17 protein-coding genes are annotated in these 23,231 nt (G+C 63.5%); 5 read left to right on the forward strand and 12 right to left on the reverse strand.

The window, feature by feature from the left end; genetic code table 11:
- Window positions 1-224: 224 nt before the first annotated feature.
- Window positions 225-980, forward strand: coding sequence for an SIR2 family NAD-dependent protein deacylase (locus PG2093B_RS08500; protein WP_022857813.1), 756 nt, complete (start codon window positions 225-227; stop codon window positions 978-980).
- Window positions 981-1,041: 61 nt separating this feature from the next.
- Here the strand turns inward: PG2093B_RS08500 and ilvA are convergent, their stop codons facing one another.
- The 5 genes from ilvA to PG2093B_RS08525 form a co-directional block, all read right to left on the reverse strand.
- Entirely contained in the window at window positions 1,042-2,307 is a 1,266-nt protein-coding gene (gene ilvA / locus PG2093B_RS08505; protein ID WP_129898130.1) for a threonine ammonia-lyase, read from the reverse strand.
- A gap of 178 nt (window positions 2,308-2,485) precedes the next feature.
- Complete coding sequence (locus tag PG2093B_RS08510) at window positions 2,486-3,892, reverse strand: hypothetical protein (RefSeq protein WP_207215013.1); 1,407 nt, start codon at window positions 3,890-3,892, stop codon at window positions 2,486-2,488.
- An 8-nt stretch (window positions 3,893-3,900) separates the two neighbouring features.
- Entirely contained in the window at window positions 3,901-5,334 is a 1,434-nt protein-coding gene (locus tag PG2093B_RS08515) for a hypothetical protein (RefSeq protein WP_129898131.1), read from the reverse strand.
- Window positions 5,335-5,587: 253 nt separating this feature from the next.
- Complete coding sequence (locus tag PG2093B_RS08520; RefSeq protein WP_129898132.1) at window positions 5,588-7,408, reverse strand: glycoside hydrolase family 13 protein; 1,821 nt, start codon at window positions 7,406-7,408, stop codon at window positions 5,588-5,590.
- A 110-nt stretch (window positions 7,409-7,518) separates the two neighbouring features.
- Complete coding sequence (locus tag PG2093B_RS08525; protein WP_242502898.1) at window positions 7,519-9,351, reverse strand: Sip1-related alpha-galactosidase; 1,833 nt, start codon at window positions 9,349-9,351, stop codon at window positions 7,519-7,521.
- Window positions 9,352-9,558: 207 nt separating this feature from the next.
- Here PG2093B_RS08525 and PG2093B_RS08530 point away from each other — a divergent pair, with 207 nt between their 5' ends.
- Window positions 9,559-9,828, forward strand: a complete 270-nt coding sequence (locus tag PG2093B_RS08530; RefSeq protein ID WP_129898133.1) for a type II toxin-antitoxin system RelB/DinJ family antitoxin — start codon at window positions 9,559-9,561, stop codon at window positions 9,826-9,828.
- A 380-nt stretch (window positions 9,829-10,208) separates the two neighbouring features.
- Here the strand turns inward: PG2093B_RS08530 and PG2093B_RS08540 are convergent, their stop codons facing one another.
- From PG2093B_RS08540 to PG2093B_RS08550, 3 genes are all read right to left on the reverse strand, one after another.
- Window positions 10,209-11,093: a carbohydrate ABC transporter permease gene (locus PG2093B_RS08540; RefSeq protein ID WP_129898134.1), complete on the reverse strand. Its 885-nt coding sequence runs from the start codon at window positions 11,091-11,093 to the stop codon at window positions 10,209-10,211.
- 4 nt (window positions 11,094-11,097) lie between these two features.
- Window positions 11,098-12,051: a carbohydrate ABC transporter permease gene (locus tag PG2093B_RS08545; RefSeq protein WP_129898178.1), complete on the reverse strand. Its 954-nt coding sequence runs from the start codon at window positions 12,049-12,051 to the stop codon at window positions 11,098-11,100.
- A gap of 64 nt (window positions 12,052-12,115) precedes the next feature.
- Window positions 12,116-13,411, reverse strand: coding sequence for an ABC transporter substrate-binding protein (locus PG2093B_RS08550; protein WP_129898135.1), 1,296 nt, complete (start codon window positions 13,409-13,411; stop codon window positions 12,116-12,118).
- A gap of 154 nt (window positions 13,412-13,565) precedes the next feature.
- Between PG2093B_RS08550 and PG2093B_RS08555 the strand changes: the two genes are divergently transcribed.
- Window positions 13,566-14,768 carry an ROK family protein gene (locus PG2093B_RS08555; RefSeq protein WP_129898136.1) on the forward strand — a complete coding sequence of 401 codons (1,203 nt, stop codon included), beginning with the start codon at window positions 13,566-13,568 and terminating at the stop codon, window positions 14,766-14,768.
- Window positions 14,769-14,777: 9 nt separating this feature from the next.
- On the opposite strand, the gene PG2093B_RS08560 is transcribed toward PG2093B_RS08555, so the two are convergent.
- Both PG2093B_RS08560 and PG2093B_RS08565 read right to left on the reverse strand, forming a co-directional pair.
- Window positions 14,778-17,015 (reverse strand): alpha-galactosidase, encoded by a 2,238-nt coding sequence (locus PG2093B_RS08560; RefSeq protein ID WP_129898137.1) that lies wholly within the window; start codon window positions 17,013-17,015, stop codon window positions 14,778-14,780.
- 119 nt (window positions 17,016-17,134) lie between these two features.
- A complete protein-coding gene (locus PG2093B_RS08565; RefSeq protein WP_129898179.1) occupies window positions 17,135-17,569 on the reverse strand; it encodes a nucleoside deaminase in 435 nt (144 codons plus the stop codon).
- 155 nt (window positions 17,570-17,724) lie between these two features.
- Between PG2093B_RS08565 and PG2093B_RS08570 the strand changes: the two genes are divergently transcribed.
- A complete protein-coding gene (locus PG2093B_RS08570) occupies window positions 17,725-19,797 on the forward strand; it encodes a Na+/H+ antiporter (protein WP_207215014.1) in 2,073 nt (690 codons plus the stop codon).
- 61 nt (window positions 19,798-19,858) lie between these two features.
- On the opposite strand, the gene PG2093B_RS08575 is transcribed toward PG2093B_RS08570, so the two are convergent.
- A complete protein-coding gene (locus PG2093B_RS08575; RefSeq protein ID WP_129898139.1) occupies window positions 19,859-21,397 on the reverse strand; it encodes a hypothetical protein in 1,539 nt (512 codons plus the stop codon).
- 32 nt (window positions 21,398-21,429) lie between these two features.
- A complete protein-coding gene (dcd, locus tag PG2093B_RS08580) occupies window positions 21,430-22,011 on the reverse strand; it encodes a dCTP deaminase (RefSeq protein ID WP_022857827.1) in 582 nt (193 codons plus the stop codon).
- A gap of 119 nt (window positions 22,012-22,130) precedes the next feature.
- Here dcd and PG2093B_RS08585 point away from each other — a divergent pair, with 119 nt between their 5' ends.
- Entirely contained in the window at window positions 22,131-22,901 is a 771-nt protein-coding gene (locus PG2093B_RS08585; protein ID WP_129898140.1) for an alpha/beta hydrolase, read from the forward strand.
- Window positions 22,902-23,231 lie beyond the last annotated feature (330 nt).

The raw sequence follows: 23,231 nt of genomic DNA on the forward strand, positions 1-23,231 counted from the left end.
AGCCATGAGCGGCAGCAAGAGAAAAACCTACACCAACCCCCACCACAACACAACCCACCGGCGTGTCGCAACCCCCACAACCCAACAACCACAACACATCCACCGGCGTGTCGCAAACACCCACAACCCACAATCACGCCCTACGCACTTCTTCCCCACCACCGCGTCATCCGTGGTAAGCCTGTACATAGGCAGACCATAGACAGATCGAACAGGAGCAACCGATGGCACAGAAACAAATCATGGTCCTCACGGGGGCCGGCATCTCCACGTCCGCTGGAATCCCGGACTTCCGCGGGCCCGACGGCGTATGGACCAAGCACCCCGACCAGATGCAGGTGTACGACATCGACGCCTTCCTGACCGACAAAGCGGCACGCGAATACTCGTGGCGCTGGCAGAAGGAGTCCCCGGTATGGAACGCGAAACCAGGCAAGGCGCATTACGCGCTCGTCGACCTGGAGAAAGCCGGCATGCTGAGCCTCATCGCCACGCAGAACTTCGACGCGCTGCACGAAAAGGCCGGCAACAGCCCGGACAAGATCGTCAATCTGCACGGCACCATCGGTACATCGCACTGCATGAAGTGCCACGCGAAGTACGACACCGCGGACATCATGGCGCGCCTCGACGAAGAGCCCGACCCGCACTGCCACCGCCGCCTGCCGTACAAGGGGAACATGCCATGCAACGGACTGCTCAAGACAGACGTCGTGTATTTCGGCGAAATGCTGCCCGAAGGCGCAATGGAACGCTCGATCCGCGCCGCCCAACGCGCGGACGAGCTGTGGGTGATCGGCTCGACACTCGAAGTCTTCCCCGCCGCGTCGATTGTGCCCGCCGCCGCACAGGCCGGCGTGCCGATCACGATCATGAACATGGGCCGCACGCAGTACGATTCGCTCGCCGACCGGCTGATCCACGACGACATCGCCGTGGCACTCCCCGAGCTCGTGGAGCAGACGATCGCACAGGAGTGACGCGCATATACCAGAGCGGCGGGATTCACCGGAATCCCGCCGCTCGTGCGTCATGCGCGCGTCAGTAGATGCGCTTCGGCGTATACCCCGCCTCGCGCATCATCTGCAGCACCTGCTCGATGTGCTCGGGGCCGTTCGTCTCGACCGTCACGCCGAGCGCGACGGAGTTCGTGTAGTGGCCGTTCGCCTTGAACTGGTCGTGGTCGAGCGCGATGACGTTCGCACGCGCCTTCGCCAGGATTGTGGCGACCTTGACGAGCTGGCCGGGGGTGTCGGGCAGTTCCACTTCGAAATTCATGATGCGGCCGCGCGCGATCATGCCCTTCTGGATGACGGCGCCGATGGTGACGGTGTCGATGTTGCCGCCCGACATGATCGGGACGACGACGTGGTCGCCCTCCGCCTCCGCGAACTTGCGCGAACGCAGATTGAGGTGCTCGAGCGCGGCAAGCGACACCGCGCCGGCCGCCTCGACGACCATCTTGTGTTTTTCGAGCATGAGCAGAATCATCTCGTTGATGTCGCGCTCGGATACCTCGACAAGGTCGTCGAGGAACTCATTGAGCAGCGCGAAGGTCAGGTCACCGGGGCGGCGCACGGCCACGCCTTCGGCCGAGGTGACGACCTTGTCGGCCGCCATCACGCGGCCCGTGTCGAGCGACTTACGCCAGGCGGGCGAGCCTTCGGGGATCGCGCCGATGACGCGCACATCCGGGCGGAAGGTCTTGATGGCGAGCGCCACGCCCGCGCCGAGGCCGCCGCCGCCGAGCGGCACCACCACGTCGGTGACGTTGGGCACATCTTCGAGGATTTCCATGCCGATCGTGCCCTGTCCGCACAACACCTCGTAGTCGTCGAACGGCGGCACGTACGTCATGCCCTCGTTTTGGCTCAGCTCGATCGCGTACGCGGCGGCCTCGTCGAAGACCTCGCCGTGCAGCACGACTTCCGCGCCATACGCCTTGGTGGCGTCCACCTTGAGCGGCGGGGTGATTTCCGGCATGAGGATGGTTGCCTTGGCGCCGCGCTCACGCGCCGCATACGCCACGCCCTGCGCGTGGTTTCCAGCAGAGGCCGTGACGATGCCGCGCTCGAGTTCCTCTTCGGTGAGCGAGGCGATCTTGTTGTATGCGCCGCGGATCTTGAACGAGCCGGTCACCTGCAGGTTTTCCGGCTTGAGCAAGATAGTGTGGCCGGTCATCTCGGACAGCACCGGCGAGGCGATGATCTGCGTGTGCTTCGCGGTTCCGTCCAGACGGCTGGCGGCCAGTTTCAATTCGGCGGCATGGTCATGCCGCATTGCTTGCAACACATCTTTCTGTTCCATAAGCCGCTATTGTAGGGTTCCGCACGGCAACTGCCAGCGCCGCGTCCGCTTAGTGGCCGCACGCATGAGATGGGCGGGTGAACGATGGGAGCTGCGGGGCTCAGCCCGGAGCGCGCCTTTCGCCGGCAGCATGTTTCACGGGAAACCTTTTGTGTGCCACGCGGCACGGACCCCGCTTCTACCGCTTGTCCGCCGCGTCCTTGCCGTATTTCCACAGGAGCAGTTCATTCACCGTCGTCAACACCGACGGGCCGAAATCCTTCTTGTCCAAATGCACCGACTCCAGGAAATCCTCGTTCTTCGAGAACGCGTTGCCCAGCAGCCTGCGATCAGTGTCGTCGATGTCGATCTTGTACAGCAGATTGGCCAGCGAGACAATGGCCTCGCTATGCTTCTTGTCAAAGTACTTTCCTGTGGAGAGCCCGAACTCGGTCAGGTCTTCTGGTGTGACCTTCGGCTGCAGTCCCAGAATCGGATTCACCAGCAATTGCGTGGAGGCGTTCATCAGATTCACATACGAACCAAGTTCGTACTGCTGGGCTTCGGTCATCTGGTTGTAGTCCAACCCGAACGACTTGGCGCGCGCAATGGCTTCCTCGAGACGGGGATTCTCGTCGTCTATGCGCACAATGCGTTCCTTGAGCTCCGTTTCCGCCAGCTTGTACGACTTGGTGTCGCGTTTGCCGATCAAGGTGAACACATTCTCGAGCTTCTTCTTCTCTTCGTTGCCCTTGTACAGCAAGAAGCCGCTGCCCAGCAACGCAACGCCGGCGATTGTCCAACCGATCGGCCCGCACATGGCCAGAAACGCATTGCCGGCGGCCATACCACCGCCGCCAGCCGCCAACGCACCGCCACCGAGCCAAGCGAGCGCCGCGTTGGTCGCCGCGGCGCCGCTCAACGCGGAGATGGCGGTGCCGGTGGATGCCACGCCGAACGTGGTGGCGATGCCCATCGCGGCGGTGGGAGCGAGCGCCGCAAAGGCCACGCCGGCGCTTACGCCGGCAGCACCCGCACCGGCGTTCTTCAGCGTTGCTTTCTTGTAATCATCTTCGATCTTCTGCGCCCGCTGCTTCCATTCAAGGCGAATCTTCTTCAGCTCCTCGTACTGGAGACGCTGCTCAGCGGGAATGTTCCTGATGGCGTCGAAGCAGGCTTGGATCTCGTTGAGGTTGTCGAAGAGCCGTGCGTCACGTTCACCCAGCTCGACGATCTGCTTGTTCACCTTGTCCAACGCGTGCTGCGCTTCAGTGCGCGCCTCTTCCATCTTCGAGGGTTTCTTCTCGAAGGCGCCTTGGATGTTGCGGTTGATGTCCCCGGCGGTTTTGGAGACGTTCTCCCCCACTTGTGAGGCAAAGGCGCCCACGTTGTGCGACACGTTTTCCGCGGCGGACGAGACGTTGCGCCCCACATCACCCGCGAAATTGTTGATGTTGCGGCCCGCCTCGCCTGCGGCCCGGGAGATGTTGCCACCCACATCGCCGGCGGCCTTGCCGACATTGTTCACCACGTCCCCTGTGGCTTTGCTTACGTTCTTGCCGATCTCGTTGAACGCATTGCCCATATTGTCGAAGAAATTGCTCATGGTCGCTCCTAGTTGTTGAAATATGCGTCGATGTCGGGTTTGGACGCCAGAATGCGGCCCTCCGGCACCTTGCGCAGTTGCGCCAACTGCACGGATTTTTCGAATGCGCGCTCATATGGCGCGCTGCGTTTGAAGTCTTCGGTGAAATCAACCAAGTGGCGGTCGTCGTACAACCTGCCAAGTTCGCGCAGACCATCAAGATAGTCTTCAACAATCGTGCGCTCGCGCCTCGCGAATTCCGCGTTTGGACCGGCGGTCTGCAATGCCACCGCCCGCATGCCCTCGCCGTACAGGCTGATGGCGAACCGGCCGGCCCCCACCAGGTTGAGCCGCATCACGAACTCCCGCACGTTGAATGTGCCGACGCCGGCAGCAGCGCCCCGGATTGCGGCATCCGTGGTGTCCAGCAGGCAGAACGTGCCATGCGCCACCGTGAGCATGCGCTGCACAGTCGAATTGGAGAATGGCTCGCACGCCTCCCACATGGCTTGCATGGAAAACTCAGCGGGATCGGTGGAACTGGCGTAAGCAAACAATCGCCGGACGGCGTAGAACAGCCGGGTGAGGGCCTCGTTGAGCAAGACCGGAACGGATTGCGCGGCGAAGAACCGAACGTCATACCCCTGTGCGTAGATCTGATTGGCGAGCTGCTGGAAACGCTCAAGGAACTTGGGTGCGGGCAGCGGGACGTCCCGGGCGTGCATGGCGTATTGGTTGATCATGGTCCACACCGGCGTGGGGATGCCCAGCGCGGGCAGCGTCTGCTGCATGGCCTCAACGACATCGTCCCGGCCGAACAACTGGTAGCCAAGCCAATTGACGATGCCGCAGAACAGCTTCTCTGCAGGTGTATTGCCGTGCAAACCGGCGCCTGCATCCTTGTCATGCACAAAGTGGAGTTTGCCCGCATCCCCGGCAGGGGCCGTGTTGGCGAATTCACCGAGAATGGCGAAGAAGACGCCGAACAACGACGGTTCGCGGCCGAATGCACGGAACGACCTGCTCCGGCTTTCCGGATCGATGTCTTCATCGAACAGCAGGCCGAGTTTCCGGGCATGTGGGGAATCAGCATCGGCAAGGAACTTGGTTGCGAGGAATGCCACGGCCGACTGGATGCCGGATTGTTCGCCGTTCCAACCACACAGTTTCGCAAACGTCACCGTAGTGCGGCGCATCCACTGGAGCGCGGGCTCCTGCAGTTTCGAATCCCCTGGCGCCCCTACACAGAAGATGTCGATCACGCCGCAGAGTGCACCCGAGCCGGCCGCCAACGCATAGTCGAGTTGATCACATTCCGGCTGCAGCCGTTCGGCCAAAGCGATGATGTCATTCAGCTGGTTCAATTCCGCTTGCGCGACCTCGGCAGCCTGGGCGATGTACGAGCCGAATGCATAGTCGTCACCATTGCCGATGGTCAGGTCAAGTACAGCTGCGTCGCCCATATGTGAATCCCCTCGTATTGGACACACTCGTTATGATTACCCAACATTGTAGTGGCTGGGTGCCTGCGCCATACCCATCTCGGCTGGGAAGGAGCATTTTCTTGGGGTGGAGCCAGTAGAAGCCACTACAAATGGCCGTGTTCCAGCCTTCATACTCGAGGGTGCCCCGGAAAATGCTCCTCCCCAGCCAAAATAGGTGCGGACATACTACAAAACCGGCCCCAAGGGCCGGTTTTGTAGTGCTTGAGCGACGTCACAGCTGCACAACGACGCCTTCCCACTCGGAAAGCTCACCCTTGGCGATGGACTTGACACTGTGGATCGCGTCATAGGTGCTCAGCACCACATGGTCTTCCGTCACACCATTGCGCAGCAGTTCCTGCGCATGCGCAGGCAGCGTGGCATGGCGTCCGCTCAGGTTGATCATGACGAGCATGCGGTCCTCCCCCAACGTGCGCGTGAACGCGTACACGGCCTCATCGTTGTCGTCGACGAGTTCCCACTCACCGGCCGCCACGACGGGGCTGTTGTGCCGCAGGTTGACGAGCTTCTTGTAGAACGCATAGACGGAGTCCGGGTCGTCGAACTGCGCGGCGGCATTGATCTCCACATGGTTCGGGTTGACGGAGATCCACGGCTCTTTCGGTGCGTCGGCTGCGGTGAATCCGGCATACTTCGAGCCGTCCCACTGCATTGGCGTACGGGCGTTGTCACGGCCGAACATCGCGAGCGCATCCATCATCGACTCGCCCGACTGCACCTTCGCCTCGGTGACGCGCTGGCGGTAGGCGTTGATCGATTCGAGGTCGCGGTACTGGCCGAGCTCGGTGAAGTGCGCGCCGGTCATGCCGAGTTCCTCGCCTTGGTAGATGTAGGGGGTGCCGCGGTGCAGGTGCACGAGCATGCCAAAGGCCTTCGCGGAGTGCGCGCGGTTCTCTTCGGTCGAATCGTCGCCCCAGCGCGTCACGACGCGCGGCTGGTCGTGGTTGCAGGTGAACAGGCTCGCCCAGCCGCGCTCGTGCACGGCTTCCTGCTGTTCCTTGAGGCGCTCGCGCAGGTGGCGCACGTCGAACTGCACGACGTCCCACTTGGAGTCTCCCTGGTCGATGCCCACGTGGTCGAAAAGGAACAGCATGTCGAGTTCCTTGTGTGCGGGGTCGGTGATGTATTCGTTGCGCGAGGCGTCCACACCGGGGGCCTCGCCCACGTTCATGTAACCGCCGCGCTGTTCGAAGACCTCACGGCGCATTTCGGCGAGGAACTCGTCGACGCGCGGGCCGTCGGAGCAGAACGGGTATGGCGAGGAATAGCCTTCCGGACCGGCCGGATAATCCTCGATTTCGGAACCGGGCTCACCGGGCAGGCGTCCGTGCGAGTCGACGACCTTGGAGATCTGGGTGATCACGTCCATGCGGAAGCCGTCGATGCCGCGGTCCATCCACCAGTTCATCATCTGGTAGACGGCTTTGCGCACCTCGGGGTTCTCCCAGTTGAGGTCGGGCTGCTTCTTGGAGTATTGGTGGAAGAAGTATTCGCCGCGCTGCTCGTCGTATTGCCACGCGGAGCCACCGAAGTACGATCCCCACTCGTTCGGTTCGGCGCCGGGTTCGCCGGGCGTCTTGCCTTCGCGCGCGGGGCGCCACCAGTACCAGTCGGCCTTGGCGGAGTTCGGGTCGCGCGACTCCTGGAACCATGCGTGCTCGTCGGACGTGTGGTTGACAACAAGGTCCATGATCACCTTGATGCCGCGGGCGTGGGCCTGCTCGAGCAGTTCGTCCATGTCTTCCATCGTGCCGAAGAGCGGGTCGATCGCCTGGTAGTCGGAGATGTCATAGCCGTTGTCGTCCTGCGGCGACTGGTAGACGGGGCTCAACCAAATCACGTCCACACCCAGGTCGGCGATGTAGTCGAGGCGGCTCGTGATGCCTTTGAGGTCGCCGATGCCGTCGCCATTGGAATCCTGGAAGCTGCGCGGGTAGATCTGGTAGACGACCGCGTTCGCCCACCACGGGTTCGGCGTCGCGCCGTTCGTGCGCACGTCGTCGGGGATGGCGGGCCGGTTGAGTGTTGTCATGACTGAAGGCTCCTTTGCTTGGCATTTCAACGGTTTCGAGATGTGCCCATACTAGTCGGCGGTGAATTAGTTTCCCATTCGCTGTGCGCTGTGGGCGTGTGGGAAAGTATTTATGCGCGGGCCAAGGCGAGCACGGCGTATTCGCCGTACCGCAGTTCGATGGCGAAGGACTCCCCTGCGCCGATCTGCGTGCATGCGCCGGTTTCGAGGTTTTGCACCGTGCATGCCGCCTCGTCTGCGTGGATGTGTGCGGTCTGCCGTGCATCTGCGTTCAGCCCGATGAACATCACGACCTCTTCGCCACGGAAGGTGTTGCGGACGCCAAGGGGCACAGTGGAATGCACCGGATCGGCGAGCAGACTATCTATGACCGGTACACCCACGCCGTCGGGATGTGTCAGCACGCCGTCTTCGTCGAAGAACGGCTTCAACGTCTCCGGATCGGTTTCGCCGAGCGCGTCGGAGCAGTATATCGGACCACCGCTGAACCAGCGCAGCCATGCGTGCACGCGCGCGTCGGGGTGCCGGGTCCAGAACATGTCCCAGTCGCAGTGGTAGAGGCAGCCCATGAGCAGTGAGCAGTAGGCGTTCTCGATCGCGTGTTCGGGCAGCGATTCAGGGATGCGCGGGAAGAAGTCGTCGCTTGTGCGCGTGATCGGCGAATACGGGCGCCGCCAATAGTCTTCGGGCGCCATGCCCATGCAGTTGATGAGCGCGTTATGGAAGAATACGGACGCCGCAAGATCGACCGCACGGTGCCGCATGAGCAGCGTACCGTACGATTGCGCACCCCGCGTGAGCACCGACATCGTGCTCTGCGAATCCACCTTCACAAAGTCGACGCCAGCGTTGGCGAGCTCTTCACCCCAACGCCACCAGAACCGTTCGCAGCCGAACTCGGCCAGGCATTCGCCGTCCACGAACACATCCCATGCCGGCTGGGCGGATGGCACGGTCATGCCACCCGGCAATGTCTCGAACATGTATCTGCGCTCTTTGAACGCATCGGAATCGGGGTCGACGCCTCCCCAGTACCCTTGGAACGCCTGCCATACGCCCACGTAGTGCACGCCGTAGTCCTGTTTGAGCACGTCGATGGTGTGCGCAAGGCCTTGGGGGAAGCGTGTGGGATCGGTTCCGAAACCGGTCAGCTTGTTGTTGCGTGTCTGCGACCAACCATCATCGATCAGCACCCACGAGACCGGCACCTGTTTCGCCTTGAACTCATCCATTTTTGCAAGGATGCCGCTTTCGCTCACGTTCTGCCCCAACGAGTCCCACGTACACCAACCGAAGCCGCGCAACGCCTCCGGGAACCGGCGCAAGGACTTCGGCCCTACCGGCAGTCGCCACCACGTTGCAGTCACGCATTGTTCGATGAGCGCATACGGGTCGCTGCCGCGGGCATACAGCAGCGCAAGGCCGTCCAGGTTCGTCTGGCCGACGCGATTCGTCGAGCTATCGACGGCCAGCGTCCCGCCTGCCGCATCCGCCGCGCAACCGCGGATATCGGCACGGCAGTCCCCGTCGCTCACCGCGAGCAGCACATGCCATTGCTCGCGAATCTGGCCCCTGTATGCCCTCCGCGTCTTCCACACGAGCATCTGCGTGCGCTCCGGCACATCAGCAAAACAGCTGACCCACGTGGGCCGCATCCACCACTCCTTGTGCTGGTACAGGCACAGGATCGGCGTTCCCTGCGCGGGCCGCGAGTACCTGGGCAGCGCGCATGACACCGTGAGCGAGCATCCCGGCTGGAATGTCGCGTGCTCGAGGATGGGGTTCTCAACGGGCAGCTGCGCGTGCACGGAGATCTCGATGAGGTTGCGGGTCTTATGCAGTTCGGCCGCGCCGAGCGGCAATGGCATGTCACTGCGTTCGCCCGTGGGCCCACATTCCGTGTGGGCCGTCACCGACGTGATTTCCAACAGTCGTCTCGTCATGGGCGCCCTCCTTCGCGTGCCGGCGTTGCCAAGGTTGTCGACATGGTAGCCGACCTTGCCCTGCACTACAAGCACGCCTGCGTGCCGCCCGCCACGGCGCCATCCATACGGTATGCAGGCGAGAAATCTTCTGAATGAATCACGATTGCCAGACCCCAATGTAAGACATATACATATTATTGTCTTACAACAGAGATTGGAGTCGTTATGGCTATGGCATCTGTGACCGTCCGTGTCGACGCACACACCAAAGAGCAGGCCGCCAACATCGCAGAGGATTTCGGACTTGACCTCTCCAGTGTGACCCGCGCGTTCTACCGGCAGATTGTTCGCGAGCATAGGATCCCGCTGAATCTCTCCTACCCCGACGTGCCCCAAGAGACCGTTGAGGCACTCGACGAGGCCCGCGCCATCGCCAGCAAGAAGTCGGCGCGTTTCGACAACGCCGACGAGATGTTCGAGTCACTGGATATCTGATGTTGGCCATCGATTATGCCGCCGCTTTCGAACGCGACATCAAGCGCCTGAAACGCAGGCATACGGACCTCGCCGGATTACGCGAGGTCATTCTCGATTAGCGGCTGAAGATACAACGGAGTCCAAGGAAACGTTACGCCGCAGGCATCGCGCACACAGACTGCGGGGAAAGAAATGGGATGGCGTAGTGGAATGCCATGTTGGCAATGCTGGAGATTGGCTTACATTTGGCTGACCGAAGATGGCACGGCAGTTTTCCTGCGTACAGGAACACACACGGAGATGTTCGGTGCATAATGCCCTGTACAACGGTTGGCCGCACTCGGGGATCGAGTGCGGCCAACCACATAGGGGGTGATCAGGACACCATCGCCGCCGCCCTACTTCACGGCGCCGCGCATCACACCGCCTACAACCCACTTCTGGGCGAAGATGTAGACGACGAGCACCGGCGCCATTGCCATGAGGTAGCTCGCGAAGGCCTGCGGGTAGTTCGTGGCGAACTGCGAACTGAACACATACTGCGCGAGCGGGATCGTCTGGTCATGTTGGTTCGTGAGGATGATGAGCGGCAGCAGGAAGTCGTTCCATGCCCACAGCGCCGTCATGATCGCGATCGTCGCGTTGATCGGCCCCATGAGCGGGAAGATGATCTTCCAGAAGATGCGCCAGGTGCCCGCGCCGTCGATGCGCGCGGCTTCCTCGAGCGAGACCGGGATCGAGCGGATGAAGCCGGTCGCGATGAACAGGTTCGTGCCAAGGCCGAGGATCACGTACAGGACGATCAGGCCGGCCTGGTTGTCGAGATGCCACGAGCCCATCTGCTTGGCGAGCGGCAGCATGACAACGGGGAACGGCACGAACATCGCGGCGATGAAGAAGTAATAGAGGAAGCGGAAGAACCGCTTGTCCATATTGCGCGCGATCGCGTACGCCACGAAGGTGTTGGTCACAAGCGTGAGCGAGACGGCGAGCACGGTGATGATCGCCGAGTTGAGCGCGGCGCGCGGGTAGTCGACCTTCGCGGACGCGGCGGCGAAGTTCCCCCACTGCCAGCTCGAGGGCAGGCTGAAGGAGCCCGCTTCGGCCGGCGTCTTCAAGGCGGTGACGACCGTGAAATACAACGGCACGAGGATCGTCAGGCTGAAGACGGCGACGACCGCGGTGAGCCACCAGTTGATGCGCCTGTCCTTGCGGAACTTCGTGGGCGCGGCGGTGGCGGGACGGTTGGCTGTTGGTTGGATGGTGGTGGTTGCGGTGGTCATGGTCTCACACCTTCTCTTTGCTGCCGAAGAACTTGAGCTGGATGAACGCGATGATCGCGAGGATGATGAAGAACAGCACGGCGTTCGCGGTCTGGTACGCGTACTCGCCGCCGGTCAGGCCGCCCTTCCAGATGAGGTAGGTGACCGTCTCCGTCTTGGAGTTCGGGCCACCGTCGGTGAGCGCCACGACCTGGTCGAAGGTGCCGAGCGCGTTCTTCATGGTGAGCACGAGGTTGATGGTGAAGAAGGGCCCGATGAGCGGGAATGTGATCTTCCAGAATTTCTGCCACGCGTTGACACCGTCGATTGCGGCGGCCTCATAGACCTGCGTGTCCACGGTCTGCAGGCCCGCGAGGTAGATCAGCACCGAATAGGCGACGCCCTGCCATACGGCCAGGAAGACGATCGGGATCCATGCGTAGCGTTCGCTCGTCAACAGTGACTCGCTCAGCCAGCCGATGCCGAGCGCCTTGCCCAGCGCGGGCAGCGGCTGCATGAAGATGTACTTGAACACATAGCCGATGACGAGCACGGCGAGCGTGTACGGGATGAAGTAGATCGCGCGGAATCCGTTCTTGCAGGCGATCTTGCCGTTGAGCGCGACCGAAAGGAACAACGCGATCACATTGATCAGCACGGTGATCGCGATGGCGATCAGGAACGTGAACAGATAGGCGTGCCCCACACGCTCATCGCGGAACAGCGCGAGGTAGTTGTTGAATCCGATCCACTTGTAGCTGCCGTAGCCCTGCGAGTTGGTGAACGAATACATAATCCCCCGGATGAACGGCACGTACAGGAACACGGCGAAGATCACCGCGGCCGGAACGGCCATCCAGTAGTAGGCATGGTCCACCTTGCGGCTGGAGAACGCAGACGTCTTCTTCCTGCGCGGCGGTTTGTTCGCGGGCCTGCGGGAGTGGTGGGTGTCGATGTCGTTGGCAAGCACGTCCTCCATTGCGCGTGCCTGCTGACCGGCATTGGTCAACGCAGTCATTTCTGGCCTTCCTTTCCTTGCAATCTCATTCGCTGAAGTCGCGGGCTTGCACTTTGTCCCACTCGTTCTGCATCGAATCGACGAACTGGTTCACGTCCCCGCTCATGATCGCGGACTGCAGGTAGCCGCCGATGTTGATGGATGACGGGATGTAGTGGTCGCAGAAATCGGCCACGCGGTTGCTTTCGAAGAACGGCCGCACCGTTTCGAGCGCCGGATTGCCGAAGTAGGTGTCTTTGAGCGGTGTGATCGCGGACTGCGCACGCGCGTAGTCCTCAAGCTGTTGCTTGCCCATCAGGAACTTGATGAAGCGCATGGCCTGCTGAGGGTGCTTGCTGTTGGCGCCCATCGTGAGCATCACGTCGTCGCCGGCGGTGAGGATCTGCCCTTCGGCGTCATTCGTGGCCGGCAGCTGCGCGAAGCCGAGGTCGATGTCTTTGTTGATCATCGTGATCTGCGGGATCGCGTACGTGCCGAGCGGGATGATCGCCGCGGCGCCCTTGGCGAAGTTCTGCGTGCCCTGCTGGTACGTGACGCCCTTCTCCCCGTCCGCATACGTGAACAGTTCGATCTCCTTGGTCACCGGTTCCGTCCAGATCTGCTTGAACGTCGTGGCGCCGTCCTTGAGCTTCGCGTAGTCGCTTTCCGGCACGAGCGTGCCCGCAAGCGAGGCGAGCGGCGCCTGCGTGGTCCATGCGTCGGCGAGCGTCGCCTGCACCGGGTCGATGCCGGCGTCGCGGAAGGTCTGCAACATCGCCGTGAACTCATCCCACGTCTGCGGCGGGTTCTCCGGATCGAGGCCGACCTTGCGGAACAGGTCCTTGTTGTAGATGTAGCCGGACGCGTTGCCCGCGAACGGCAAGCCATACAGCCGCTTCTTCGCCGGGTCGTTGGTCTGCACAAGGTTCTTCGCAATGTCGACCATGCCTTCGTTCAGGTCGTCGACAATCGGATCGTCGGTGAAATCGTGGAAGACACCGCTCGCGGCGAACATGCCGAAGCTGTAGTCGCCGTTGAACGTGATGACGTCCGGGATGCGGTCCTTGACGAAGCGCGTGCGCAGATCGGTCTGCGCATTCGCGGAATTGTTGATGTTGATCGTGATGTCCGGATTCTGGCGTTCGAATTCCTCGGCCGCCTGCTTGAACCAGTCCGCGGCCTCGGCCTTGAACTGGAAGAAATCGAGTGCGACCTGCCCCGTGCCGCTGTCGGCGCCGCAAGCCGCCGATCCCAGGCCGACCACGACCGCGCATATGGCGGCCCCGATTCCTTTCCATGCGCGCCGCAGCGCCGTGCGTCTGGCGTTCGTAGCGTACTTCATAGTGACTCCCTCGTCCGTTGTCCTGTTCCTCAGTGCGCCCGGCGCTCCTTCACGCCGGCCGGTACGCAGTCAGTGTAGGAATCCGCGGTTTTCATTCCCACCGCCCCGCGCGTCCAAAAACGAAGTAAGAAAATGGGCGTATATTTATATACCCATGGAAACAAATTCGGATTCGCTCGAGTTCCCGCACTGGTTCAGCAAGTCGGATGCCACGCACGACGTTGCGCGCGGCATCATGCAATACGGCCCGATCGCGCGCACGCCGCTCGCGCAGATCTTCAATCTGTCGCAGGGCGCGCTCTCGCGCATCACGAGCGACCTCATCTACGACGGCGTCATCGAGGAGATGCCCGCAGGCTCCGCGCAGACGGGCACACTGCCGGAAGGGTTCGCCGTCCACGATGCGAGCGGCAGGCGTGGACGCCCGCAGACGGCACTGCGCATCCGCGAGGACTCCCACACGTTCATCGGCGTCAATATCCACGACGGCGCGATCACTGTCTCCGAAGTCAATGCGATGTGCCGCCCGATCGGCGGCGAGATCACCGAAAGCATCACCGACCGTTCGCCCGGCGCGATCACCGCGCAGATCGCGCGCATGGTCCGCGCGGCGGTCTCCCCCGATGCGCCGGCGCCGACCGCGATCGGGCTTTCGCTCGGCGGCCACATCGACGACGACCGTTTTGTCACATTCGCGCCGTTCCTGTACTGGGATTCGGTCGTGGACCTGGGCGCGCTCGTGCAGCAGGCGACCGGCATCCCCACGCGCGTGTTCAACGACCTCGATTCGATCCTGCTGTACGAATGCTGGTTCGGCGACGCGATCGGCGTCCCCCGGTTCGCCGTCATCACGATGGGCGCGGGCGTGGGCTATTCGCTCTCCGACCGCGGCAATCCCATCGACAATCCGGACAAAAGCTATGGCCTGGCCGGCCATGTACTGATCGACCCGGAGGGCCCGCGCTGTTCGTCCGGCCACGTGGGCTGCTCGCAGTGCCTCACGTCGGATTCGATCGCCGAGGAGTACTCGTCGATCGTCGGCCGCGTGACCACGTTCGAGGAATTCGCACGCGACCTGCACGCGAACACGCCACAGGCACGGCGCTTGGGCGAACGCACATGCTTCCGCCTGGGCGTGCTCGTCGCGACCGTCTCCAACCTCGCCATGCCCACGACGGTGCTCATCAGTGGCGAAAGCTCGTTCATCGCCAAGAAGAACCGCGAGTTCATCCGCAAAGGCATCGACACCTACCGGCACAGCCAGGCCGCGCCGGTCTCGTTCTCGATCCCCGAGTTCAGCTGGCGCCTGTGGTCGGATTCCGCGGCCGCGCGCGCGATTGCCGCGTTCATCAGCTGACCGGCGCGGCTACACGCGCGTGGCGCTGAACAACACGGCGTTTGCCGGGTGGATGCACGGCGGGCGCAGGCCGAACGCGGCGAGCGCCCCGCCGTTCATGACGATGCCTTGGCTGTTCCACCAGCCGAGCTCGCTCTGCCCGCTGCCGATCTGCGTGAACGGCTCGCCGCTGCCGATATTGCATGCGAGCGGTTGGATCAGGTAGTCGGCGTCCGGGTCGAGTCCAAGCAGGCGCACTGGCGCCGCCGGGTAGGTCTGCGATGTCGTCAATTGCGTGAAGCGGTAGACGGCGCGCTCTCCGCCGGCGCTGACCACGCCGTCGACGCGCACCGCGGGATCGGCCTCGTCACCGTGGATCACAGTGCCGTGCGCGAAGTCCGCGCGGTGCCGCTTGTATGCGTCGACCCATACGCCGAGTTCGTCGAGCGCCGACTGCGGTTCCTTGAGCAGGTTCCATTCGATGCCCAGATGCCCGAAGAACGCCATCGCCATGCGCATCTGCTGGCTCGTCGCGCGATGGGTGGAGTGCGCGGGGCTTGCGCCCACATGCTCGCCGATCATCTCGGGCGGCACGAGCAGCGACGTGTAGCGCTGGATGTCCGCGCGTTCGACCGGATCTACGCAGTCCGACGCCCAGATGCGGTCGGCGAGCGAGAGGATCGCGAGGTCGACGCGGCCGCCGCCGGACGAGCAGCTTTCGATCTCCAGACCGGGATGCGCGGTTTTGAGGTCGTGGAAGATGCGGTAGACGGCAAGTGTCTGCCCGTGCACGGCCGGGCGGCCGGTGCGTGGCGACACCGCCTCGGTCACGTATTTGTTGTGGTCCCACTTGATGTAGTCGATGCCGAGTTCGGTGACCAGTGCGTCCATGCAGCCGTACACATAGTCGTAGGCCTGCGGGTTCGTCAGGTCGACGACCTGCTGGTTGCGCCCCTGCATCGGCAGGCGGTTGGCCGTGGGGCGCAGTACCCAGTCGGGGTGCTCGCGGTACATGGCCGAGTCGGGGTTCACCATCTCGGGCTCGAACCACAGGCCGAATTCCATGCCTTTGGCGTGCACGTAGTCGGCGAGCGCCTTGAGCGAGTGGGCGCCGTCGGGCCACACATCCTGCGAGACCCACCAGTCACCCAGGCCCGCGGTGTCGTCACGCCGGCCGCCGAACCAGCCATCGTCCACGACGAAGCGCTCCACGCCGCTTGCGGCGGCCTTGTCGGCGAGCGCCTGCAACGTGCCGAAATCATGCTGGAAATACACGGCCTCCCACGTGTTGAGGATCACGGGGCGCGGTTTTTCGGGCACGCCGAGTTCGGCGCGCCACTGCGCGTGCGTTGTGCGCAGTTCGGTGTGGAAGCGCGCGGCGACCTCGTTGAGCCCTTCGCCGTACGCTCCGTACAACCACGGCGTGGTGTAGCGCTCACCATCGTCGCCGGCGCCATCCTGCGCGCGCAATGTCACTTCGCCGCCGGCGAGCGCCTCCGCGCCGCCGATCAGTCCGGATGGGTACGGCAGGCGTTCCGCGGCCATCAGTGAGTTGCCGCTCCAGGCCACGTGCACGGAATAGACGTCGCCATGGGTGAAACCGAAACCGGGACGCCCCACGTTCAGCAGGAGCGTGGAATCGAAATCGGGGCGCCCGACGAGGCTCGCCTTCTGGAACCGACCGATGGTGAAGGGCTGGCGCTGCGGCGAGCGTTCGCGCAGGTGGTGGCCGGTCGTCGTGAGGATCTCGGTCATGTCCGCGGGCACGGGGAACGCGAGCTCCACCGTGCCGATTTCCAGCTCGTCGGAGCGCATGTTGACGACCGTCATGCGCTGGCGCACGAGGCCGCTTTCGCGCAGTTCGCACCGCCACAGGATGCGCACGCCCTGCTCGGCGTCGTGCGCGTCGACCGTCACGCCGTCATCGTCGATGCGCACGTCGGTCACAGCGAAACGGCAGAACAGCTCCACGCCGCCGGCGCGCACAACGAAGCGCGGCGAGCCGGTCCATGCCTCGGCCTGCGTGGGCAGGATGCTCGGCCAGGCCGTCTCGTCGAGCGCGCCGGAGACACGCTGCGGGCGCAGCGCGTCGACCGCCGCGACGAGTGTGCGCGGGTCGGCGAGCGGACGCCCCCAGTGCACGATGCGCGGCAGTTCGCCCGCCACGATCGCGAACGCGAACGCGGACCGTGCGGCGCGCTGCTCGCAATACACGACGCGGACCTCTTCGCCGCGGCCCGAAGTCCCGTGGAAATCCATGTTTGCCATATTCCGTCCCTCTCTGTGTGGATGCGTCATTGCACCAGTTGATGCGATCTTGCGACCATCCTAGGGATTCCCGGATTCCTTGCCACGGTTCGGAGTGTTCCCTGCACCACGCAAGAAAATCACGTGCGGCGCTCGCGGAAGAAGTCGGTGAGCACACGCGCGCACTCCTCTTCGCGCACGCCGCCGATGACTTGAGGCTCATGGCCCACATGCGGGTCGCGCGGCAGGTCCCACACCGAGCCGCACGCGCCAAGCTTCGCGTCCCACGCGCCGAACACGATGCGCCCGATGCGCGTCTGCAGGCACGCCCCCGCGCACATCGGGCACGGTTCCAACGTGACGACGAGTGTGCAGCCCTCCAGATTCCAGTCGCCGCGCATGCGTGCGGCCGCGCGCATCGCCTCCACTTCGGCGTGCGCGAGCGGGTCGCCGTCGCGTTCGCGCAGATTGCGGCCCGCGCCGATGAGCCGGCCCTGCTCGTCGATCACGACGGCGCCGACCGGCACATCGCCGGCGAGCGCCGCCAACGCTCCTTGGTCGAGCGCCGCCTCCATCGCCTCGTCGAGTGTCAGCGGGGCGAGCGGCGGCGGTGTGGGCTGTGCGGGATTCACGGAATCGGTCATGGGTTCATTGTGGCACCACCCGTGGCGCGCGGCACTCTGCTTGGTATTCTGGATTTCTCAGTGGTCGGCGAGCGAGGAGGATGGTTGTGCCCACATTCGAGTTGATTCTGTGCATCATCGCGGCGGTCGTGCTCTCCTCGTTCCTCAGCCGGTTCATCCCCAAGGTCTCCACGCCGCTCGTGCAGATCGCGCTCGGTGTGCTCGCCTCGCAACTGCCGTTCTTTCCGGACACCGAACTCGACCCGGAATTGTTCATGGTGCTGTTCATCGCACCACTGCTGTATCTGGAGGCGCATGAGATCGACAAAGGCTCGTTGCTCAAATCGTTGAAGCTCTCGCTTTCGCTTGCCGTGGGGCTGGCCATCGCGACGATGGTGGGCGTGGGCTTCACGCTGCACGCGGCATGGCCGGTCGTGCCGCTCGCCGCCGCGCTTGCGCTCGGCGCGGCGCTTGGCCCGACCGACGCCGTGGCGGTGAGCTCGCTGAGTCACGAGGCGTCGCTTTCGCAACGCCAGGTGGGGGTGCTCAAAGGCGAATCGTTGTTCAACGACGCGTCGGGCATCGTCGGATTCCAGTTCGCCATCGCCGCCGCCGTCACCGGCACGTTCGAGGTGGGCGAGGCGATCGGCGAGTTCTTCATCTCGTTCTTCGGCGGCGCGATCGTGGGCGTTGTGCTCGGCCTGGCCATCAACTGGCTGTTCGAGACGGTGCGCTCGCTCGGCTGGGAGACGACGACCACGCGCGTGTTGATGGAGCTGTTCCTGCCGTTCCTGCTGTACCTGGGCGCCGAGGCGATCCACGTCTCGGGCATCCTTTCGGTTGTGGCGGCCGGCCTGATCATCCGCTTCGACCGCTCCGGCGTGGGGCCGAATGTGGCGCGCACGAACATCGTCGCGTCCAGCGTGTGGTCGGTGCTGTCGTTCGCGTTGAACGGCGCGGTGTTCATCTTGCTCGGCATGCTGCTGCCCGACGCGATGGAGGCGAGCTGGAACGACCAGCAGATCAGCAATCTCACCCTGCTCGCCACAATCCTCATCGTAGCCGCCGTGGTGGTGGGCATGCGGTTCGCGTGGGTGGCCGCCATGCTGCGCATCACGCGCCACGAAGTGACGCGCGAACGCCGGCGCATGACGAAGGAACGCTGGCGCTCGGCCGCCGTCATGACCTTCGGCGGGCCGAAGGGCACCATCACGCTTTCGCTGATGTTCACGATCCCCTATACGCTCGCGAACGGCGAATGGTTCCCGATGCGCGACGAACTGATCTTCATCGCCGGCGGCGTCATTGTGGTCACGTTGCTGCTCGCGAACTTCCTGCTGCCCGTGGTGGCGCCGAAGAAGAGCACCGACGATTCGCGCGCGATCACCGAAGCCTCGATCGAGGTGCTGCGCCGCACCGTCGAGGAGCTCGCCGAGCGCGTGACGCCCGACAACCGCCGCGCCGTCATGGCCGTCATCGACTCGTACACGAAGCGCATCACGCGCCTCAAGCACCGGCTGGGCGCGATCGACCCGATCGGGTTCTCGGAACTGCAGATTGCCGCGCTCGAGTGGGAGAAGGACTATGTGAAGGGCCGGCTCGCGGCCACGAAAGCGCAGACCGGCGAACAGTCCGTGGACCGTGACCTCGAAATCGAGGCGTGCGAGCGCCTGCTCGACCAGATCATGACGTCACTGCGCCACGCGGTCACCGACCACGATTCCGCGCACGCGATCTGGCAGATCAAGGGTCGCATGCGGTCGCTGCAGCGGCGCATCAAAATCCTGTCGAGCCGTGTGAACAACCTGATCCGCAAGAACACGCCGATGCTGAGCGAACACCAGATCTACGCGCACATGCGCACCGTGCAGACGGCGGCGATCGACAATGTGATCGACCACCTGTACGACGAGATGGGCAAATCGACGTACAACACCGAGTATTGCTCGGCGCTGCTGCTCGACTACCGCCGCGCGGAGGCGACGCTCAAAGCGCGCCCGAACATGGGCGCCACCACCGAGATGATCACGCAGATCGAGGAGATCAAGCGCGAAAGCTACGGCATCGAGCTCAGCGTGATCCAAGACATGTTCGAGGCGGACGAGATCACGCGCGCGCAGGCGCGCCAGCTACGCAAGAACGTGTATGTGATGAACGTGGCCGCCGATTCCAGCATCTGACTATGCGCGCGGGGTGCGGTCTGGAAGAAGCCGCACCCCACATGTTTTTTCATTCACTGCTTCACTGCGTGCCAGCGCCTGTGTCGGTGCCAGTGCCAGTGCCAGTGGTTGTGTCAGGGGTTGCACCGGCACCGGTATTGCCGGCATTGGCATTGGCGTCATTGCCCTCTGGTTGCTGCGGCTGCGGCTGTTGCTGAACCGGCTGTTGCTGTTGGGCCTGCTGTTGCTGCTGCAATGCCTGCTGTTGCTGCTGGAGGGCCTGTTGCTCCTGAAGCGCCTGCTGCTGGGCCTGCTCCTGCTGCAGCTGCTGTTGGCGCAGGGCCTCCTGCGCGGCGGCGGCGTTCGCTTCGGCCAGCGCGTTTTCGGATTCGACCACCGCGTTCACCGCGTTGGTCAGCTTCTCCTTTGCGGTATCCACCGCAGCCTTGTCGAGCGATGGCTTGTCTGCGATTGTCTGGGCCTCGCCGATTGCCTGCTGCAGGGCCGTGCGCGTCTGCTCGTCGGCAACCGCGTTCGCGGATTCGTCGTACGTGGTCTGCGCGTCGGCGATCGCCTTGGTGAGGTCGTCCTTGAGGCTCTTCGTGCTCTTTGCGTCACGCGACGCGGTCAGCGCATCGGCGTCAGACTTGAGCTGCTTCGTGGCGCTCTCCACACCGTCGATCTGCTCGTCCATGCGCTGCGCGTTCTGCTCGAGCTTCTCGCGCGAATCCGCCATGTTGCACGCCACAACGGCCTCGTCCTTCTTCTGCTGCAGCTCATCAGCCGCCTTGCTCGACTTCTGGAACGCCTGCAACGTGGCTGCGTCGGCCACCGCGGAGTCCTTGGTCTGTGCCAATGGCTTCGTCTTCGATATCTGCTTGTCGAGCTCCGTGTACGCGGTCTGCAGTGCGGTGTGCGCGCGCTCACAGCTTTCCACCGCCGCATCGTGCGAACGATTCTCCTGCGCCGAACGGTTGCGCTGCCACAGCACGACGCCACCGGCGGCCAACGCGACCACGACGACGGCCGAGACCACGCCGATGATGATCTTCTTGCGCTTGCCGTTGCCCCCGTTGTCCGGAGCCTCATGGTCGGGGGACCCACCATCGCCGTCGCCGCCCATCGGGGCAAACGAAGCAGGTCCCTTGGGCTCGGGGAGGGCAGTATGTGTTTCATTGACGTCGTTGACCACCGTGCGCGCAGGCCCATCCTGCGCGATGAGCTGTGTGCGTTCCACGGTCGTGCTGTCAATCGCGGGCATGGCGGTCGTCGCGCGCTGTGCGGCCTCGGCCGGAGTGAACAATTGCGTCGGCTCGTCGGCGTTGGAAGTGGCGTCGCCCGCGCCCCACACCGGCAGATCGAATCCGTCTCCGTCCGTGGTGCGCTCGGACTGTGCCGACTTCGCCGTGGGCTTCGCGGCCTTCGCTGACCGGCGTGCCTTCGCCGGCGGCTGCGGCGGCTGCGCTGGCGCGGTGTGCTGCGGCTCGTCCGCGTCGCCCACCGCCGGGAACAGCAACGTCGAGCTGTCGAACGACGTCAGCTCGTCCTGCTGTGCGTCATGGTTGCCGTCGTTCCCTGCGTCCGGAAACTGCAGGTCTGATTGGTCTATGTTTCCCATCATTCCCCTCCCCTTCGTCAATGGTCGTTGGTGAGTCAGTCGTCGATGTGCGCGCGGTAGAAACGCTCGTACGAGCGCGACGGCGTCGGTCCGCGCTGGCCCTGGTAATGCGATCCTGTGCCGGCGGACCCATACGGGTGCTCAGCCGGCGAGCTCAGCTGGAAGAAGCACATCTGCCCGATCTTCATGCCCGGCCACAGTTTGACCGGCAGCGTGGAGACATTCGACAGCTCGAGCGTGATGTGCCCTTCGAAGCCCGGGTCGATGAACCCGGCGGTCGAATGCGTGAGGATGCCGAGTCGCCCGAGCGAGCTTTTGCCCTCCAAGCGGGCGGCGAGCGTCGCGTCGAGCTTGACGTACTCCCACGTGGAGCCGAGCGCGAATTCGCCCGGGTGCAGGATCCACGGCTCATCAGGGGCCACCTCGAACTGCTCGGTCAGCTCGCCTTGGTTTTCCGCGGGATCGACGTACGTGTATGCGTGGTTGTTGAAGAGCCGGAAGAAGCGGTCGAGGCGCACGTCGATGGAGGCCGGCTGGACCATCTCGGGAGTCCACGGTTCGAGCGAAATATGCCCTTCGGCCTGAGCGGCCAGAATATCGCGGTCGGACAGCAGCATCGGCAAGCATCTCCTAGCGCCGGCGCCCGATCGGCCCGGCAACGACAACAGTTCGGTTCCAGTGTAGCCACAGGGCGGCACACGCATGCATGAGCCCCGCGCGCGTGTATGGTGGAGGCATGACTACTGATGCGCAGGCAATGCAACCGGAGCCGCTCGTCGGCCGCCCCTCGCCCGTGGTGCCGGGCAGGTTCGGGGAGCCGCTCGAAGTCACACAGACGCGTGTGTCACGCGGGGGCGGCGCGGCACAGCCGAACCGGCCGCTGTTCGTGTGCCTGCACGGCTGGGGGTCGAACGAAGACGACCTGGCCGGCATGATGCAATACGTGGCGCCCTACAACGACTTCGTGTCGCTGCGCGCGCCGATCACGCTGCAGGAGCCGTCCAATGGCGGGTTCTTCGCACAGCCGGGCGCGTATTCGTGGCTGCACGACGCCGTGCCGAGCGGCGAGGACCTGGATTACGACGCCTATGCAGCGGCACAGGCGATCGACACATGGGTCGCCGGCAATGTGCCGGCGGAGCGCGACGTGGTGCCGATCGGCTTCTCTCAGGGCGGATTGTTGGCCATCCAACTGCTGCGCGTGCACCCGGAACGGTACCGCGCCTCGATCTGCCTTTCCGGTTTTGTGGCGCCGGGTGTCGTGCCGGGCACGCACCCGGCCGACAAGCGCCTCGCCTCGCTCGACATCCCCGTCTTCTATGGCTATGGCACGAACGACACGGTGATTCCGAAGTTCCTGGTGAACGAGACGCTGGCATGGCTCGAAGAGCACACATGGCTCACCGCGCATGCATACCGTGGGCTCGACCATTCAGTGAGCCTCGACGAGTTCGCCGACCTGCGGCAGTGGCTCCTCGACCACAACATCGCCTCCGGCATGATGTGACGCGGCCGGCACAACTCTAACGCATATCGATTCCCCTCATCACGTCACCGTCACCTATACTGCGACTATCAACGACAATTCGCCGCTGACCATTGAGATTGACTCTCTTGGGCCACATATGGAGGATAAAGTATCCGCAACCTACAAGCCGGCCGAATAATGCTTTGGCAACGGTCCGCTGTCGTACTCCGTTACTCGCAGCCGCGAGTGGTGCAGGCCACCGGTTCGCCGTTTCCGTCGCTGTTTTCGCTGTTTTCGTCATAAATCAGACCAAAAAGTGACGATAACAGCGAAAACAGCGACGGAAACGGCGAATCTTCGCAAAGATAG

Source organism: Bifidobacterium pseudolongum subsp. globosum (assembly GCF_004155535.1).
GTDB classification, from domain to species: domain Bacteria; phylum Actinomycetota; class Actinomycetes; order Actinomycetales; family Bifidobacteriaceae; genus Bifidobacterium; species Bifidobacterium pseudolongum_C.

Excerpts from the sequence above, each read along its gene's own strand:
- PG2093B_RS08500 (WP_022857813.1), top strand. The coding sequence starts at position 225 with ATGGCACAGAAACAAATCATGGTCCTCACGGGGGCCGGCATCTCCACG.
- ilvA (WP_129898130.1), bottom strand. The coding sequence starts at position 2,307 with ATGGAACAGAAAGATGTGTTGCAAGCAATGCGGCATGACCATGCCGCC.
- PG2093B_RS08510 (WP_207215013.1), bottom strand. The coding sequence starts at position 3,892 with ATGAGCAATTTCTTCGACAATATGGGCAATGCGTTCAACGAGATCGGC.
- PG2093B_RS08515 (WP_129898131.1), bottom strand. The coding sequence starts at position 5,334 with ATGGGCGACGCAGCTGTACTTGACCTGACCATCGGCAATGGTGACGAC.
- PG2093B_RS08520 (WP_129898132.1), bottom strand. The coding sequence starts at position 7,408 with ATGACAACACTCAACCGGCCCGCCATCCCCGACGACGTGCGCACGAAC.
- PG2093B_RS08525 (WP_242502898.1), bottom strand. The coding sequence starts at position 9,351 with ATGACGAGACGACTGTTGGAAATCACGTCGGTGACGGCCCACACGGAA.
- PG2093B_RS08530 (WP_129898133.1), top strand. The coding sequence starts at position 9,559 with ATGGCTATGGCATCTGTGACCGTCCGTGTCGACGCACACACCAAAGAG.
- PG2093B_RS08540 (WP_129898134.1), bottom strand. The coding sequence starts at position 11,093 with ATGACCACCGCAACCACCACCATCCAACCAACAGCCAACCGTCCCGCC.
- PG2093B_RS08545 (WP_129898178.1), bottom strand. The coding sequence starts at position 12,051 with ATGGAGGACGTGCTTGCCAACGACATCGACACCCACCACTCCCGCAGG.
- PG2093B_RS08550 (WP_129898135.1), bottom strand. The coding sequence starts at position 13,411 with ATGAAGTACGCTACGAACGCCAGACGCACGGCGCTGCGGCGCGCATGG.
- PG2093B_RS08555 (WP_129898136.1), top strand. The coding sequence starts at position 13,566 with ATGGAAACAAATTCGGATTCGCTCGAGTTCCCGCACTGGTTCAGCAAG.
- PG2093B_RS08560 (WP_129898137.1), bottom strand. The coding sequence starts at position 17,015 with ATGGCAAACATGGATTTCCACGGGACTTCGGGCCGCGGCGAAGAGGTC.
- PG2093B_RS08565 (WP_129898179.1), bottom strand. The coding sequence starts at position 17,569 with ATGGAGGCGGCGCTCGACCAAGGAGCGTTGGCGGCGCTCGCCGGCGAT.
- PG2093B_RS08575 (WP_129898139.1), bottom strand. The coding sequence starts at position 21,397 with ATGATGGGAAACATAGACCAATCAGACCTGCAGTTTCCGGACGCAGGG.
- dcd (WP_022857827.1), bottom strand. The coding sequence starts at position 22,011 with ATGCTGCTGTCCGACCGCGATATTCTGGCCGCTCAGGCCGAAGGGCAT.
- PG2093B_RS08585 (WP_129898140.1), top strand. The coding sequence starts at position 22,131 with ATGACTACTGATGCGCAGGCAATGCAACCGGAGCCGCTCGTCGGCCGC.